The sequence below is a fragment of the Baekduia sp. genome (genome assembly GCF_035318805.1).
In the GTDB taxonomy this organism is placed as follows: Bacteria; Actinomycetota; Thermoleophilia; order Solirubrobacterales; family Solirubrobacteraceae; genus Baekduia.
In genome coordinates, this window is the sequence record NZ_DATHDY010000016.1 from 123,231 (window position 1) to 136,993 (window position 13,763).

Below are 13,763 nucleotides of genomic sequence, written 5' to 3' on the forward strand. Positions count from 1 at the left end.
TTTCGCCCCCTGGGCGAAGACCCGCAAGGGAACCTGGCCCTCTGGGCCAGTGTTCCCCTAGGCCTCGACCAGCACCTGCGTCTCGGCGGCGCTCGGCGCCTCGCCGGCCTCCGGCGCCGCGGGCTTGTGGCGGGGCAGCAGCAGCGCCGGGATCACGGCGAGCGCGATGATCGCCGCCGACCACCAGAACGTGTGGCCGAAGGCCTCGGCGATGTCGGGCGCGACCCGGTCGCGCGCGGCGGCCGGCACCGACTGCGCCGCCGCGAGCCCGCCCTCGCTGCCGCCCGGCAGGCGGCTCGAAAGCTGGTGGGTCAACACCACCGACAACGTCGCCGTGCCGATCGAGCCGCCGACGCGCTGGATGATGTTCAGCGCCGTCGTCGCTCGCGCGAGCTGGTCGTGCTGCAGCGTCTGGTAGGCCGCCGACATCGCGGGCATCATCGTCGCGCCCATGCCGAGCCCCATCAGGAACTGGGAGCTGCCGAGGAACCAGAACGACGTGTGAGCGCCGACCTGGGTGAAGCCGAGCATGCCGAGCAGCAGCAGTCCCAGGCCGCCGAGCACGACCTTGCCCGGGCCGATGTCGTCGGTGAGCTTGCCGGCGACGGGCATCATGAGCGCCGCGCCCACGCCCTGGGGCGCGAGCAGCAGTCCGGCGTCCAGCGCCGACTGGCCCCGGACCACCTGGTAGTAGAGCGGCAGCATGAACATGGCGCCGAACATCGCCGCGGCGAACGCGAACGTCGTCGTCGACGCGGCGCTCATCGTGCGGTTGCGAAACAGCTTGACGTCGATCAGCGGCCACGCGTGGCGCGCGGCGTGGAAGATGAACGTGGCGATCAGCAGGGCGCCGGCGACCATCGGGACGAACGCCTGGGGGGCGCCGATCCCGCCCGACGACGAGGTCTCGGCCAACCCGTACACGAACGCCGCGAGGCCGGGGGAGAGCAGCAGCAACCCGAGCCAGTCGAGGCGCTGGTGCGCGGCAGGCGCGTCGCGCGGCAGCAGCTTGGAGGCCGCGACGAGGGCCACCGCGCCGATCGGGATGTTCACGTAGAAGATCCAGCGCCACGAGATGTCGTCGACGAGCCAGCCGCCGAGGATCGGGCCGATGATCGGGCCCATCAGCATCGGGACGCCGACGATGCCCATGACGCGGCCCATGCGCTGCGGGCCGGCGGCCTGCGACAGGATCGTCATGCCCGCGGGCATGATCATGCCGCCGCCAAGGCCCTGCAGGATGCGGAAGCCGATGAGCGACTCGGCCGACCACGCGAGGCCCGACAGCGCCGAGCCGGCGAGGAAGAGGCCGATCGAGATCATGTACAGCCGCTTGGTGCCGAAGCGGTCGGCGGCCCACCCGGTGAGCGGGATGACCGTGGCCAGCGCGAGCATGTAGCCCGTCGAGACCCACTGGATCGTCGCCAACGACGTGTTGAAGTCCTTCGACAGGGTGTTGATCGCCACGTTGACGATCGTCGTGTCGAGGATCGACATGAACGTGCCGAGCACGACGACGGCGGAGATGCTGATGAGGGCGCGGTCGAAGACCTTCGCCTTGGTGGGCTGGGAGGAGGCAGCGGTCATCCGTGCTCCTTCGCGCGGATCGCGCAGTCGGGGGAGGAGGAGGTGGTCATGAGCGGCGCCAGCGCGTCCGACAGGGCTGCGCGTTGATCGTCGTCGAGGGTCTTGGTGAGCTGGACGAGGCCCTCGCGCCGCGCGGCCGAGATGCGGTTCACGTATTCGCGGCCACGCTCGGTGAGCGCCAGGCGCTTGACGCGCCGGTCCTGCTCGTCCTCGCGCCGGGACACGATGTCCTGGCGGGTGAGCGCGTCGACCGCGCGGCCGGTGGCCGCGGGGGAGAGGCCGACGAACTTGGCGAGCTCGGACGGGGTGAGCTCGTGCTCGGCGCCGTCGAGCACGTGCAGCATCTTGAGCTGGGTCATCGAGAGGTCCAGCTCCTGGACGATCTCGAAGACCTCGCTCTGGGCGGACTTCATGGTCGTCGCGAGGAAGGACATCAACTCGTCGGCCAGCTGCTGCGCGGAGACGGCGGGCTTGTGCATCGGCGCAAATACTAACGTGGGCGCAAAGAGTGCGTCCACGAAGGTCTTTGCGCGGACGCGGAGATGTCTTGCGGCGCCGGCCCTGCGCTCCTACCCTCAGCGTTGTGCCTCGTCGCGACCTCTTCCCCGCCGACCGCGGCCTCCAGGCGCGCATGGTGCTGACCGCCGTGCTCACGCCCGCGCTCGTCGTGGCCCTGCTCGCGGTGTGCGTGCTGGTGCTGCCGCCCAAGCTCCTGGGTGGGCTGGCGCTCGCGACGGCCCTCGGCGTCGCCGCCGTGGTGCGCGAGCGCCGGAAGACGTCCGCGGCGCCGCTGCTCGGGCCGCACGAGCAGCCGGAGCTGCAGGCGATCGTGGAGCGCCTCTGCCTGGTCGCCGACCTGCCGCGGCCCGAGATCGCGCTCGACGACGAGCGCCAGCCCAACAGCTGGATCGTCGACGCGCCCGGACGGCCGCCGCGGCTGCACGTCACCCGCGGCCTGCTCGGGCTCCTGGAGCCCGCCGAGCTGGAGGCCGTCGTGGCGCACGAGCTCAGCCACGTGGCGCACCGCGACGCGACCGTCATGACAGTGGTCGGCCTCCCCGGCGCGGCCCTGCGCGAAGGCGGCGTATCCAACGCCGGCTGGTGGTGGCCGCTGATGGCCGGCCGCCTGCTCGGCCTGGTCATCGGCACGCTGGCGGGCGTCGGCAGCAACGCGCTCTCGCGCTACCGCGAGCTGACGGCCGACGCGGGCGCCGCCGCGCTGACCGGGCGCCCGAGCGCGCTGGCCTCGGCGCTCATGAAGGTCTCCGGCGACCTCATGCGCCTGCCCGACGAGGACCTGCGCGCCGTCGCCGGGCGCGACGCGCTGCACCTGCTGCCGGTCGAGGACGTCACCGGGTGGCGGCGGTTCCTCGGGGCCACCCATCCGACCGTCGAGCGCCGGCTCGCGGCGCTGGAGCGCCTCGAGCGCGAGCTGCAGCACGCGCGGCCCGCGCTGCGCGAGCCGGACTGAAGCCCCGCGGGCCGAGCATCCGCGCGTGCTGTACTGCATCGATGGCCGATGCACCGCTGGATCCCGAGGAGCTGACCGCCGTCGCCGCCGTCGCGCCGCCGAGCGCGGCCATCGCGGCCGGCACGTACATGGGCGCCGTACGGCTCACCGTCGCCGACCTGGACCGCTCGATCGCCTACTACGGCGACGTGCTCGGCCTCGTCGCGCTGCGTCGCCAGGACGGCCTCGTCGCGCTGGGCGCCGGCACGCGCGAGCTGCTCGTGCTCGAGGAGGTTCCCCGCGCGGTGCCGTCCGACGGCTACCCGGGGCTCTACCACTTCGCGCTGCTCGTGCCCGATCGCGCCGACCTGGCGCGCTTCCTCGCGCACCTCGCGCGCGAGCGGGTCCCGCTCGTCGGCCTGTCGGACCACTTCGTCTCGGAGGCGATCTACCTCCAGGACCCGGATCACCACGGGATCGAGGTCTACTGGGACCGGCCGCGCGAGCTGTGGGAGGGCCAGGTCGGCGAGCGCATGGGCACGTGGGCGCTCGACGTCGACTCCCTGCTCAGCGAGCTGCCCGACCTCGCGAGCGAGCCGTTCGACGCTCTGGCCGACGGCACCGTCATGGGCCACGTCCACCTGCGCGCCGCCGACGTGCTGGAGACGATCGGCTTCTACCGCGACGTGCTGGGGATGGAGCTGATCGCGCAGCTCGGCGAGCAGGCCGCGTTCCTGTCGGCCGGCGGCTACCACCATCACATCGGCGCGAACGCGTGGGAGACACGGCGCCGCGAGCCGGCCCCGGAGGGCACCGCGCGGCTGCGCGAGGTCACGATCGTGCTGCCCGACGCGCGGGAGCGCGACCGCGTCGTGGCGCGGCTGACCGCGGCGGGCGCGGTGACCGAGCCGGTCGACGGCGCGGTGCTCGTCGCCGATCCGTCGGGCATCCCGCTGCGCCTCGGCGTCGAGGCCTGAGCGGCGCCGCGGGCGCGGGCCGTGCCGCGTTAGGCTGCCGCGCCATGCCCTCCCTGGACCGCGACGGCGACGTGTACCTGCTCGACCTCGGCGACGGGGAGAACCGCTTCAACCCGGAGTGGGTCGGCGCCGTCGAGGAGCTGCTCGACGAGGTCGCCGCGGCGCCGGAGCCGCGCGCGCTGGTGACCACCGCGACGGGCAAGATCTGGTCCAACGGGCTCGACCTCGAGTGGATGGGCGCTCACACCGATCAGGTGCCGGCGTTCGTCCCGCGCGTGCACGCGCTCTTCGGCAAGGTGCTGGCGCTGCCGGTCCCGACGGTCGCGGCGATCGGAGGACATTGCTTTGCCGCAGGCGCGATGCTCGCCGTGGCGCACGACTTCCGGGTCATGCGGGGCGACCGCGGGTTCTTCTGCCTGCCGGAGGTCGACATCCACATCCCGTTCACCCCGCCGATGGCCGCGCTCATCCAGGCGCGCCTGTCGAAGAAGGCCGCGCACGAGGCGATGACCACGGGCCGGCGCTACGGCGGCGAGGAGGCGGCCGCCGCCGGCATCGTGGACGCCGCGGTCGCCGAGGACCGCGTCCTGGCCGAAGCGGTGCAGCGCGCGGCGGCGCTGGCGGGCAAGCACGGCCCGACGCTCGGCGCGATCAAGACGGGGATGTACGCCGGCACGCTGGCCCTCCTGCTCGACCAGACCCCGGTCGCGTTTGGCTGACGACGGCCTGAGCGCGCTGCGGATCTCGCTCGGCGAGCAGCTCGCGGCGCTGCGGGACGTGGCGCCCGCCGAGCTGCCGCCGGCGCTGCTGCACGTCGCGGTGCAGCGGTTCGTCGTCGGCGCGGCGGGCGACGAGGTCTACCTCGTGCGGCCCGCCGACTGGGACCAGCTGCGCCACGAGGAGGGCGGCGCGGGACGGCCGACGCCGTACTGGGCCCGACCGTGGCCCAGCGGCCTGGCGCTGGCCGGCGCGCTGTCGGCGGCACCCCCGGCCACCGGCGCGCGGGTGCTCGAGCTCGGGTGCGGGCTGGGCGCCCCGAGCCTGGTCGCCGCGCGCGCGGGCGCCGACGTGCTGGCGACCGACGGCGTCCCCGACGCAGTGGCTTTCGCGGCCCACAACCTGGCGCTCAACGAGGTCGACGCGCAGGTGGCCGTCGTGGACTGGGCGGCGCACGGCGAAGCGCTGGTCGCCCGCGGGCCCTTCGACGTGCTGCTGGCGGCCGACGTGCTCTACACCCGGGGCAACGTCGAGACCGCGCTGCGCCTGTGGCCCCGGCTGCTGGCCGCCGACGGCGTGCTGCACCTCGCCGACCCGCAGCGCGCGGGGACGCGCGACTTCCTGGCCGCCGCACGCGGGACGTTCAGCCTGGTTTCAGAGCGACGCGACGACGGTGTCGCACTGCACGTGCTGCGGCCGGCGTCGCGGGCGTGGCCGGGCGGCGGATGAGCGGCGGCGTCGCGGGATTGGTGCTGGCCGCGGGCGCGGGCTCGCGGTTCACCGGCGGCGTCAAGCAGCTGGCCGCGTTCCGCGGGCGCCCCCTGGTGGAGCACGCGGTCAGCGTGCTCGCGACCCCGGCGCTCGCCGCCCGGTTCGTGGTCCTCGGGGCCGAGGCGGACGCGATCGTGGCCGGCGCCGACCTCGGGGACGCCCGCGTCGTCCGGTGCGCCGGGTGGGAGGAGGGGCTGAGCGCCTCGCTGCGGGCGGGCGTGGCCGCGGCGTCGGCGGCGGGCTTGCACGCCGTCGTGATCGTGCTCGGCGACCAGCCGCTGCTGGCGACGGCCGCGGTCGACCGCGTTGTGGCGGCGCGGGCACCGGAGCGCTTCGACGCCGTGCGCGCGACCTACGCCGGCGTCCCGGGCCACCCGACGCTGCTTGAGTCCTCGACGTTCGCTGCGGTCTCGGCGCTCCGCGGCGACGCGGGCGCGCGTGAGCTGCTGCCGTCGATCCGCGTGCAGCAGGTCGCCTGCGACGGCCTCGGCCGGCCCGACGACGCCGACACGCCCGCCGACCTGGCGCGGCTGGCCGCCGGCTAGGAGACTGTGTCGCTATCGCGACTGGGGACCCACCTCCGGCGGCGACGGCTGGCCGTCGTGGGCCTCGGCCTCGCTGGCCGCCTACGGCACCCCTAGTCAGATCAGATCAGCTTCGCTCCGAGGGCGGGTCTTCGGTGGCGCGGTCGTGCTCGGTGACCCCCGTGGTGAGGGCGACCAGGCGGTCGCCAAGCGCGGCGGATCGGCGGTCATGGCGGAAGCGGGCCCTGGCCCGGATCAGCCGTCCCGTGCGCCGGCCGCGGTAACGCCAGCGGGCCCACGGCGAGCTCGGCTTCGCCAGCCGGACGAGCGCGATCAGCCCCCAGAACGGCACGAAGAGGGAGACCACGCCCATCACGAAGCGGCCCTTGAGGAAGGCGATGGCCGAGAGGGCGACGGCCTGCACCGCGAGCATGACCGTGCCGACGACCGACTGAGGCTCGTCGAGGCCGAAGGGCTTGGTGCCCAGCACGACCAGCGCCGAAAACACGGTGGCGATGAGGGCCGCGTCCACCGAGAGCCGTCCCTGCTCGCTCCAGTAGACGTCGCGTAGGTACAACCACAGCGCAAACTCGTCGATGGTCAGGCCGGCGCCGATCCCGAATGCGATCGCCGCGATGTGCCACCACGGGCTCTGGAGGTCGGCGGCGAAGCCGAGGAACCCGACGATGAGCACGAGGCAGACGCCCCAGACGAGGTGATGGATGTGCAGGCCGCCGCTCTCGACGTTTCCGGGCCACCAGGTCACGCTCGGATTGCGGATCAGCCGCGCGCTGGTGCGGATGAAGAGGAACGTGACCAGGAAGGCGGTCAGGACCAGGAATGCCGTGCTGCGCCCTGGGGCCGTCGTGTCCGGAAACGGGTCGACGCTGACCAGCGCGGCAAGCATCACCCACCCAGCGTGCCACCTTCCATGACTGGCCCGCAAGCGACGCGCCGCCCGTGCTCATGTCTCTAGCCCGTCCGCGCGCGCAGGCTCCGGTAGCGCTTGGCGCGGTTGTTCTCGTCCCAGCCGCCGTCCTGCGCGGCGCGCCAGATCTTCTTGCGCTGGACGCGCATGACGCGGCGAAGCACGCGCCGGCGCTCTGGGTCGGCGTTCGTGCGCTGGAGGTGGTCGTACTCGCGGCACCAATGGCGCTCGCGCTCGGTGAGGTGCGCGAGCGGGTCGGGCTCGTGCGGGCGGCAGTCACAGTGCCGCGTGACCGAGTAGTAGTGCACGCGCTGCTGCAGCCCGTTCGTGCCGCCGTTGATCCGGCGGGTGATGGTGATGAACTCGTTCTTGTCGGCCAGCGCGTTGAGCCCGCGATGCTGCCAGTACAGCGCTGCGATCCGCCAGCCGATGTCGTGGCGCTCGGCCAGCTCGGGCTGCGCCTCCAGCGGCAGGTTCAACGCCGTGCCCGCCCAGCGGTAGTTCGCGCGGCCCGTCAGCTGGATCGGCCCGCGACCCTTGAACCGCCGGCCGTCGCCCTTCTTGACGTTGCCGAGATCAGCGCGTCCCTCGTAGGCCGCGCCCGACGCGATCTCCTCGAAGTACCGCAGCCCGCCGGACTCGTGGAGGACCTGCGCCAGGAACATGGCGGCGCGCGGCTGCGTCTCGATGCCGTGCTCCAGCATCGCCCGCTCGGCCAGCGGCGCCTCGCTCTGGGCGACGGTGCCCGAGACGCCGGCCGCACCGAGTGCGTCGAGGACGGTCATCGCGTGCCTCCTCCGTCCTGGGACGGCATCAGGACGCCGGGCTCGTGCAGCTCCCCGTCGTCCAACACGTAGGTGTCGCCGATCGCTGTGTGCTCGTCCTCGGGCGGCGGCGGGTTGGCGTCCTCCTCCTCGTCGGTCGGCAGGTCGGGGTCGTCGCCGGCGTCGTCGGCCTCCAGGTCGGCGGCGGCCGTCGTCGCCGCGCCCGCGGGCGCCGGCTCCTGCTCGGCGCCGAGGTCGTCGTCCAGCGCCGCCTCGTCGGCCGGATCGACGAAACCGGGGCCGGGGGCGTCGGGCTCGGGCAGCGCGACGCCGAGGTCGGCGCCGTTGGCGGGATGGTCCGGATGGGCCTCGAACCCGGTGGGCGCCGGCGCGCTCGGGGCCGTCGCGCTCGCGGCGGGGCCGCTCTTCTCCAGGCCCTTGCGCACCGCGCGACCCGCACCCTGCAGGCCGACGGCGAAGGCGAAGACGTTGAGCTTGTCGAGGTACTCGGAGAACCCGAGCCGCGCCGGATCGGCGATCGTCATCACACCGCCGGCGATCGCGGCGATCAGCACCATGATCCCGATGGTGAACGTCGAGATCGGCCAGCGCTCCAGCCACGAGCTGCCCAGCGGCTCGTCGGCGCGGCGGATCAGGCCCTTCTTGACCGACCGGCCGACGCCGAGCGCCGCCACCGCGAGCGCGAGCTCGCCGGTGCGCTGCAGGTAGTCGTCGAAGGTCAGCGACTCGACGTGCACGAGCGTCACGACGCCGCCGACGACCGTGAACAGGATCGCCAGCAGGCACGTGATGATCGTCATCCACGAGGTGTTCTCGTTCAGGGTCATGGCGGTCGGCTCCATGTCAGACGTGGGTGAGTCCGCGCAGCAGCTGGTAGCGACGGCGGCGGTGGGCGCGGTCCCAGCCCGTCTTCTGCGCCTCGTGGTAGATGCGCTTGCGTTGCTCGCGCAGCCACCGCCACACGACCCCGCGGCGGCGCACCTGCGCCGGCGTGGGGTGGTCGAGTCGGCGCAGCGCGAGCAGCTCGCGCACGAGGCGCTTCTCGCGGTCGGTGAAGAACTGCAGGGGGTCGGGCCGGTAGCCGCCGACGTAGCGGAAGTGCCAGTCCTCGCCGACCCGGCGGCCCTCGTCCCACGACCAGCCGTAGTTCGGGCCGATCTGTCGCAGGACCGCCCACATCTGCTGCGACACGTCCTTGGAACGGCCGTCGCCGAGGTCGACGGCGACGCCCCAGCCGCGGTTGCTCGTCCCCGGGACGGCCGCCTTCTGCGGCTCGCCGGCGGCGGTCCACTGGCGCTTGAGCTCGACCTGCTGCCGGTAGGTCCGGCACGCGCTGGCCCCGCCGAGCGGGTAGAGGTCGACGCCGTGGCGTGACAGCGACGCGCGCCGCATGTCCTCCCACGAGGCCGCGGCATCCCGGCGCAGGTAGACGGGGATCCCGCGCGGATGATGGATCTTGGTCAGATCCGCGAGGCTCAAGGATCCGTTGCCGCTCATCGTCCGGCGACGGTAGATCTGGCGATCGTGTGAACGCAAGGGGCCAGGTGAAAGCCCCGTCGATGGTCTGGGACCGCGACCTACCCAACGCTGCTCATAGCGCAGCAACCCTCAGCCGACCGCGCGGCGCAGCACCCGCCCTCCGGGCGCCCCACTCGTGAGCCGGCCTTCGCGGGCGATCGTGCGACCGCGCAGCATCGTACGCACGACGCGCCCGCGGAGGCGGCGGCCCACGAACGGGCTCAGCCGGTGACGGCCCAGCAGGACGTCGCGCGTCAGCGTCCACTCGGCGGCCGAGTCGAGCAGGGCGAGGTCGGCGTCGGCGCCGACCGACAACGTGCCCTTGGCCGGCGGCAGGCCGAAGCGCCGGGCCGGCGCCGATGCGGTGAGGACGGCGAGGCGCCCGAGCGGCAGTCCCCGGGCCACGACGCCCGCGTCGTGCAACAGCGTCAACAGCGTCTGGGCGCCGGGGATCCCGCCCCACGCGGCGAAGTGGTCGTCCCCGGTCGCCTTCAGCGCGGCGGGCGAGGGCGAGTGGTCGGTGGCGACGAGGTCGACGTCGCCCGCCAGCAGGCGGTCCCAGAGCGCGTCGCGCTCGGCGGCGGGCCGCAGCGGCGGCGCGCACTTGGCGGCGGCGCCGAGGCGCTCGGCGTCCTGCGCGTCGAGCACCAGGTAGTGCGGGCAGGTCTCGCACGTCACGTCGACGCCGCGGGCGCGGGCCTCGGCGACGAGCGCGACGCCGCGGCCGCTGGAGACGTGCACGACGTGCAGCGCGCAGCCGGTCTCGGCGGCGAACGCGATCGCGCGGCCGATCGCCTCCAGCTCCGCGATCACCGGCCGCGACGCGAGGTAGTCGCGGACGCCGACGCGCCCCGCGGCGACCGCCCGGCGCGCCAGCCGCCCGGTCAGCTCGTCGCTCTCGGCGTGGACCGCGACGGGCAGGCCGAGCTGCGCCGCACGCGCCATGCCCTCGACGAGCGTGAGGTCGTCGGCCGCCTCGAACTCCGCGACGCCGCTGGCCGACATGAAGGCCTTGAAGCCGACGACGCCGCGGGCGGCCAGCTCGTCGAGGCGGTCGAGGTCGCCCGGCACGAGACCGCCCCACAGCGCGACGTCGACGTGCGCGGCGCCCGCGGCCGCGGTGACCTTGGCGTCGAAGCTCGCGCCGTCGAGCGTCGGCGGGATCGCGTTGAGCGGCATGTCGATGGCCGTCGTCGTCCCACCCGCCGCGAGCGCGGCCGTGCCGGTGGCGAAGCCCTCCCAGCCGGCGCGCCCCGGATCGTTGAGGTGCACGTGCGCGTCGACCGCTCCCGGCAGCACGAGGAGCCCCGCGGCATCGACCTCGTCGGCCGCGCCGCCGGCCAGCTCCGGCCCGATCTCCGCGATCGCGCCGTCGAGGATCCCCACGTCGGCGACCACCGGCTCGCCATCCGCCACGACGACGCGCCCGCCCCGCACGAGGACGTCGAACGCGCTCACCCCGCCGCCAGGCCGACGACGAAGTCCCGCAGCACGTCCAGCGCCACCGCGACGTCGGCGACGGCGACCGACTCGTCGGGATGGTGGCTCAGACCGCCGGCGCAGCGGACGAAGAGCATGGCGATCGGGCACAGCTCCGACAGCGCCACGCCGTCGTGGCCCGCGCCGCTGGCCAGGCGGACGTCGGGCAGCCCGCGCGCGCTCACGACTCGCGCGAGCCGCGCGGTCAGCTCCGGATCGACCGCGACCGCCGCGCTGTCCAGCCGCGGGGACCAGTCGAGCCGCAGGCCACGGCCCGCCGCGATGTCGCGCGCCTCGGCCCGCAGCCTCGCGACGGCGCCGTCGCGAACCGCGTCCTCGGCGTGCCGTACGTCGAGCGACGCGACCGCGCCACCGGGCACCACGTTCGGCGCGCCGGGCAGCGCGCTCAGGCGGCCCACGGTCGCGACCAGCCCCTCGGTCTGCCGCCCGGCCGCCTCGACGGCCAGCACGAACTCGGCGACCGCGCACGCGGCGTCGTGGCGCGAGGCCATCGGCACGGTGCCCGCGTGGCCCGCGACGCCGGTGAAGCGCACCTCGGCGCGCGTCGCCCCGGCGATCGCGGTGACCACCCCGACCGGCGCGTCGCGCTCTTCGAGCACCGGCCCCTGCTCGATGTGCACCTCGACGTAGCCGAGGATCCGCTCGCCGCGCCGCGACGCGCCCGGCACGCCCGCCGGATCGCCGCCGAAGCCCGCCAGCGCGTCGCGCGCGGTGATCCCGTCGTCGTCGGTCAGCTCCAGCAGCGCAGCGTCGAACGTCCCCGCCACCGCGCGGCTGCCGAGGTAGGCGGTGCCGAACCTCAGACCCTCCTCGTCGGAGAAGCCCAGGACCTCGACCGCGAACGGCAGCAGGACGCCCGCGTCCCGCAGCGCGGCGACGCACGCCACCGCGCTCAGCACGCCCAGCGGCCCGTCGAACGCGCCGGCATCGCGGACGGTGTCGAGGTGCGATCCCAGCAGCAGCGTTCCCGCCGCCGGATCGGCGCCGTCCGCGCGCCCCACGAGGTTCCCCGCGGCGTCGGTGCGCACCGACATCCCGGCGCCGGCCATCCACCCGCCGACCAGCGCGTTGGCCTGCTGCATCGCCGGCGTCGCGAACCGGCGCGTCAGCCGCGCCGGCTCCTCGCTCACCGCGGCGAGCACGCGGCAGCGCTCGACGACCCGCTCGGCCGGCGTGGGCGTCGTCAGCTCCCGCGGTAGGTGCTGTAGGACCACGGCGAGACCAGCAGTGGCACGTGGTGGTGGGCGTCGGGGTCGGCGACGGCGAAGCGCACGGGCACGACGTCCAGGAACGGCGGGTCGCTCACGTCGTCGGGCGCCGTCAGGGCGAAGTACGCGCCGACGGCGAAGCGCAGCTCGTAGCGCCCCACGGTCAGGGCGCCCGGCGCAACCAGCGGCGCGTCGGTGCGCCCGTCGGCGTTGGTCACCGCCGCGGCCGACGAGGCCACGCGGTCGCCGCCGTCGCCGAAGCGCACCAGCTCGATCGCGACGCCCCGGGCGGGCCGGCCGCGGGCGACGTCCAGCACATGCGTGGTCAGTTGGCCGGCGTGCGTCACGCGGCCCATTGAACCACTCGGCGCCGTCGCGCCCCAGCGCTCACCGGTCCAGCACCAGCGTGATGAGCCCCCACGCGGGAAACGGCGAGGTGTAGGTCTTGCGCAGCGGGTCCGCGTCGCCCGCGCCCGGCACCGGGTCGTAGGTGTGGTTCTCCGAGCGCAAGCTCACCTGCGCCAGCGCCCCGAAGCGCTCCAGGATCCGCGTCCCCATCTCGTGCACCAGGTGCTGGATCGATTCGCTGACGAAGTCGTCGTAGGTCTCGAGCACGAGCGCGAGCACCGCGTCGGGCGCGACGTGCGCGGGGCCCACCGCGTCGTGCGGATCGCCGTAGGTCCAGTGCACGTCGAGGTGCACGAACAGCGGCCGATCCAGCCGCTCGGGCAGCGTCGTGTCGTCGTCGCGCGCGAACTTCGTGAACGCCGACCCGGTGGTCTTCAGCAGCCGCAGGCCGACGTGGCCGCTGCGCTGCGCCACCACGTCGATCGCCCCGGCCGACGACTGCCCGAGCTCCAGCGACGCCACCGCGTGGTCGCCGTCCACGCGCCGGAACACCCGCCCGGTCTCGGCCACCCACGGCTGGCGCGCCGCCCACAGCCGCAGGCCCTCCATCTCGGGATAGGTGGACAGGAACCCGTGACCGAGGTCGTGCAGCAGGCCTTCGAGCGTCGGTCCTTCGTACTCGTGGGCTCGGCGCAGGATCACGTTCTTCATGGTGTCGGTCGCCACCACGTTGGTGTTGTCGCCCTCGGTGTAGGCGGGGAGGAAGCCCTGGCCGAGGACCTCCATGCTCACGTCGGCCGCGAGCAGCCGCTCGCCGCGCACGAGGTGGACGGGCACCTCGAGCTTGCCGTAGGAGATGCGGGCGCCGGTCAAGCGGTGGTCCCTTCGTCGGTGACGAGGTCGGCGAGCCGCAGCTCCGCGATCTTGGCGATCTCGGCCAGGGCGGTCCGCTCCTCCTCGTCGGGGTCGTGCGCCAGCCGCTGCTGCGCGGTGGCGATGATCGAGTCTGCGGTGTGCTCGCGCGCGCAGACGACGAACGGGAAGCCGAAGCGCGCGCGGTAGTCGGCCGTCAGCGCGAGCAGCCGCGCGTGCTGCTCCGGCGTGAGCCGATCGAGCCCGGCGGCGACCTGCTCGCGCGCCGACTCGGCGGTCAGCGCACCGGCGACCGCCGCCTTGCCGGCCAGCTCGGGATGCGCGCCGATCAGCGCCCGGCGAACGCCCAGCGGTGCGGCGTCGACCGCGGCGACCATCGCACCGTGCAGCGCCGCGACGCTCTCGTACGGGCCGAAGTCCCATGCGGCGCCGGCGATCCACGGCGTCTCCTCGAAGACGCCCCCGAAATGGGCGACGAAGTCGTCGCGGTCCATGCGGACCGCGTCGCGGATGCCCAGTCGCCGGTGTCCCGGGTCGGCGACCCGGCCGCTCCTGGCGGGCGGGTCGTGCGTCATTC

The 13,763-nt window shown here is 74.3% G+C and carries 16 protein-coding genes; 5 read left to right on the top strand and 11 right to left on the bottom strand.

Translation table 11 applies throughout. The features are described 5' to 3' along the window. Positions 1-57 precede the first annotated feature (57 nt). Positions 58-1,587, bottom strand: a complete 1,530-nt coding sequence (locus tag VK501_RS03505; protein WP_324334689.1) for a DHA2 family efflux MFS transporter permease subunit — start codon at positions 1,585-1,587, stop codon at positions 58-60. Continuing rightward, entirely contained in the window at positions 1,584-2,066 is a 483-nt protein-coding gene (locus tag VK501_RS03510) for a MarR family transcriptional regulator (protein WP_324334691.1), read from the bottom strand. The genes VK501_RS03505 and VK501_RS03510 overlap by 4 nt, the downstream gene beginning before the upstream one ends. A gap of 104 nt (positions 2,067-2,170) precedes the next feature. On the opposite strand from VK501_RS03510, the gene VK501_RS03515 reads away from it, so the two are divergent. Genes VK501_RS03515 through VK501_RS03535 form a run of 5 tightly spaced genes read left to right on the top strand, consistent with a single transcriptional unit; the run spans position 2,171 to position 6,047 of the window. After that, positions 2,171-3,058: a M48 family metalloprotease gene (locus tag VK501_RS03515; protein ID WP_324334693.1), complete on the top strand. Its 888-nt coding sequence runs from the start codon at positions 2,171-2,173 to the stop codon at positions 3,056-3,058. A gap of 41 nt (positions 3,059-3,099) precedes the next feature. Next, positions 3,100-4,014 (top strand): VOC family protein, encoded by a 915-nt coding sequence (locus VK501_RS03520; RefSeq protein ID WP_324334695.1) that lies wholly within the window; start codon positions 3,100-3,102, stop codon positions 4,012-4,014. A gap of 44 nt (positions 4,015-4,058) precedes the next feature. Then, positions 4,059-4,733 (top strand): enoyl-CoA hydratase-related protein, encoded by a 675-nt coding sequence (locus tag VK501_RS03525; RefSeq protein WP_324334697.1) that lies wholly within the window; start codon positions 4,059-4,061, stop codon positions 4,731-4,733. After that, positions 4,726-5,460 carry a class I SAM-dependent methyltransferase gene (locus VK501_RS03530; RefSeq protein WP_324334699.1) on the top strand — a complete coding sequence of 245 codons (735 nt, stop codon included), beginning with the start codon at positions 4,726-4,728 and terminating at the stop codon, positions 5,458-5,460. Before VK501_RS03525 ends, VK501_RS03530 begins: the two co-directional genes overlap by 8 nt. After that, the gene (locus VK501_RS03535) at positions 5,457-6,047 is read left to right on the top strand and encodes a nucleotidyltransferase family protein (protein WP_324334701.1); all 591 of its coding nucleotides are present in this window, start codon (positions 5,457-5,459) and stop codon (positions 6,045-6,047) included. The genes VK501_RS03530 and VK501_RS03535 overlap by 4 nt, the downstream gene beginning before the upstream one ends. Before the next feature lie 106 nt (positions 6,048-6,153). Here VK501_RS03535 and VK501_RS03540 read toward each other — a convergent pair whose 3' ends face one another. The 9 genes from VK501_RS03540 to uraD all read right to left on the bottom strand — a co-directional run bounded on the left by VK501_RS03540 (position 6,154) and on the right by uraD (position 13,761). Further along, positions 6,154-6,933 (bottom strand): hypothetical protein, encoded by a 780-nt coding sequence (locus VK501_RS03540; protein WP_324334703.1) that lies wholly within the window; start codon positions 6,931-6,933, stop codon positions 6,154-6,156. Between the two features lie 65 nt (positions 6,934-6,998). Beyond that, entirely contained in the window at positions 6,999-7,739 is a 741-nt protein-coding gene (locus VK501_RS03545; protein WP_324334705.1) for a hypothetical protein, read from the bottom strand. Then, the gene (locus VK501_RS03550; protein WP_324334707.1) at positions 7,736-8,566 is read right to left on the bottom strand and encodes a hypothetical protein; all 831 of its coding nucleotides are present in this window, start codon (positions 8,564-8,566) and stop codon (positions 7,736-7,738) included. Before VK501_RS03550 ends, VK501_RS03545 begins: the two co-directional genes overlap by 4 nt. A gap of 16 nt (positions 8,567-8,582) precedes the next feature. Further along, complete coding sequence (locus VK501_RS03555; protein WP_324334709.1) at positions 8,583-9,236, bottom strand: D-alanyl-D-alanine carboxypeptidase family protein; 654 nt, start codon at positions 9,234-9,236, stop codon at positions 8,583-8,585. 111 nt (positions 9,237-9,347) lie between these two features. After that, positions 9,348-10,715 (bottom strand): allantoinase AllB, encoded by a 1,368-nt coding sequence (gene allB / locus VK501_RS03560; RefSeq protein ID WP_324334711.1) that lies wholly within the window; start codon positions 10,713-10,715, stop codon positions 9,348-9,350. After that, the gene (locus VK501_RS03565) at positions 10,712-11,971 is read right to left on the bottom strand and encodes an allantoate amidohydrolase (protein ID WP_324334713.1); all 1,260 of its coding nucleotides are present in this window, start codon (positions 11,969-11,971) and stop codon (positions 10,712-10,714) included. The genes allB and VK501_RS03565 overlap by 4 nt, the downstream gene beginning before the upstream one ends. Then, a complete protein-coding gene (uraH, locus tag VK501_RS03570) occupies positions 11,941-12,312 on the bottom strand; it encodes a hydroxyisourate hydrolase (RefSeq protein ID WP_324334715.1) in 372 nt (123 codons plus the stop codon). Before uraH ends, VK501_RS03565 begins: the two co-directional genes overlap by 31 nt. Positions 12,313-12,352: 40 nt before the next feature. Continuing rightward, a complete protein-coding gene (locus VK501_RS03575) occupies positions 12,353-13,186 on the bottom strand; it encodes a hypothetical protein (RefSeq protein WP_324334717.1) in 834 nt (277 codons plus the stop codon). Further along, on the bottom strand, positions 13,183-13,761 hold the full coding sequence (gene uraD / locus VK501_RS03580; RefSeq protein ID WP_324334719.1) for a 2-oxo-4-hydroxy-4-carboxy-5-ureidoimidazoline decarboxylase: 579 nt from the start codon (positions 13,759-13,761) through the stop codon (positions 13,183-13,185). Before uraD ends, VK501_RS03575 begins: the two co-directional genes overlap by 4 nt. Positions 13,762-13,763: the final 2 nt, after the last annotated feature.

Bases quoted from the DNA above. Each gene is read 5' to 3' on its own strand.
- VK501_RS03510 (WP_324334691.1), bottom strand. From the start codon at position 2,066: ATGCACAAGCCCGCCGTCTCCGCGCAGCAGCTGGCCGACGAGTTGATG.
- VK501_RS03550 (WP_324334707.1), bottom strand. From the start codon at position 8,566: ATGACCCTGAACGAGAACACCTCGTGGATGACGATCATCACGTGCCTG.
- VK501_RS03555 (WP_324334709.1), bottom strand. From the start codon at position 9,236: ATGAGCGGCAACGGATCCTTGAGCCTCGCGGATCTGACCAAGATCCAT.
- VK501_RS03540 (WP_324334703.1), bottom strand. From the start codon at position 6,933: ATGCTTGCCGCGCTGGTCAGCGTCGACCCGTTTCCGGACACGACGGCC.
- VK501_RS03520 (WP_324334695.1), top strand. From the start codon at position 3,100: ATGGCCGATGCACCGCTGGATCCCGAGGAGCTGACCGCCGTCGCCGCC.
- VK501_RS03505 (WP_324334689.1), bottom strand. From the start codon at position 1,587: ATGACCGCTGCCTCCTCCCAGCCCACCAAGGCGAAGGTCTTCGACCGC.
- uraD (WP_324334719.1), bottom strand. From the start codon at position 13,761: ATGACGCACGACCCGCCCGCCAGGAGCGGCCGGGTCGCCGACCCGGGA.
- VK501_RS03535 (WP_324334701.1), top strand. From the start codon at position 5,457: ATGAGCGGCGGCGTCGCGGGATTGGTGCTGGCCGCGGGCGCGGGCTCG.
- VK501_RS03545 (WP_324334705.1), bottom strand. From the start codon at position 7,739: ATGACCGTCCTCGACGCACTCGGTGCGGCCGGCGTCTCGGGCACCGTC.
- VK501_RS03525 (WP_324334697.1), top strand. From the start codon at position 4,059: ATGCCCTCCCTGGACCGCGACGGCGACGTGTACCTGCTCGACCTCGGC.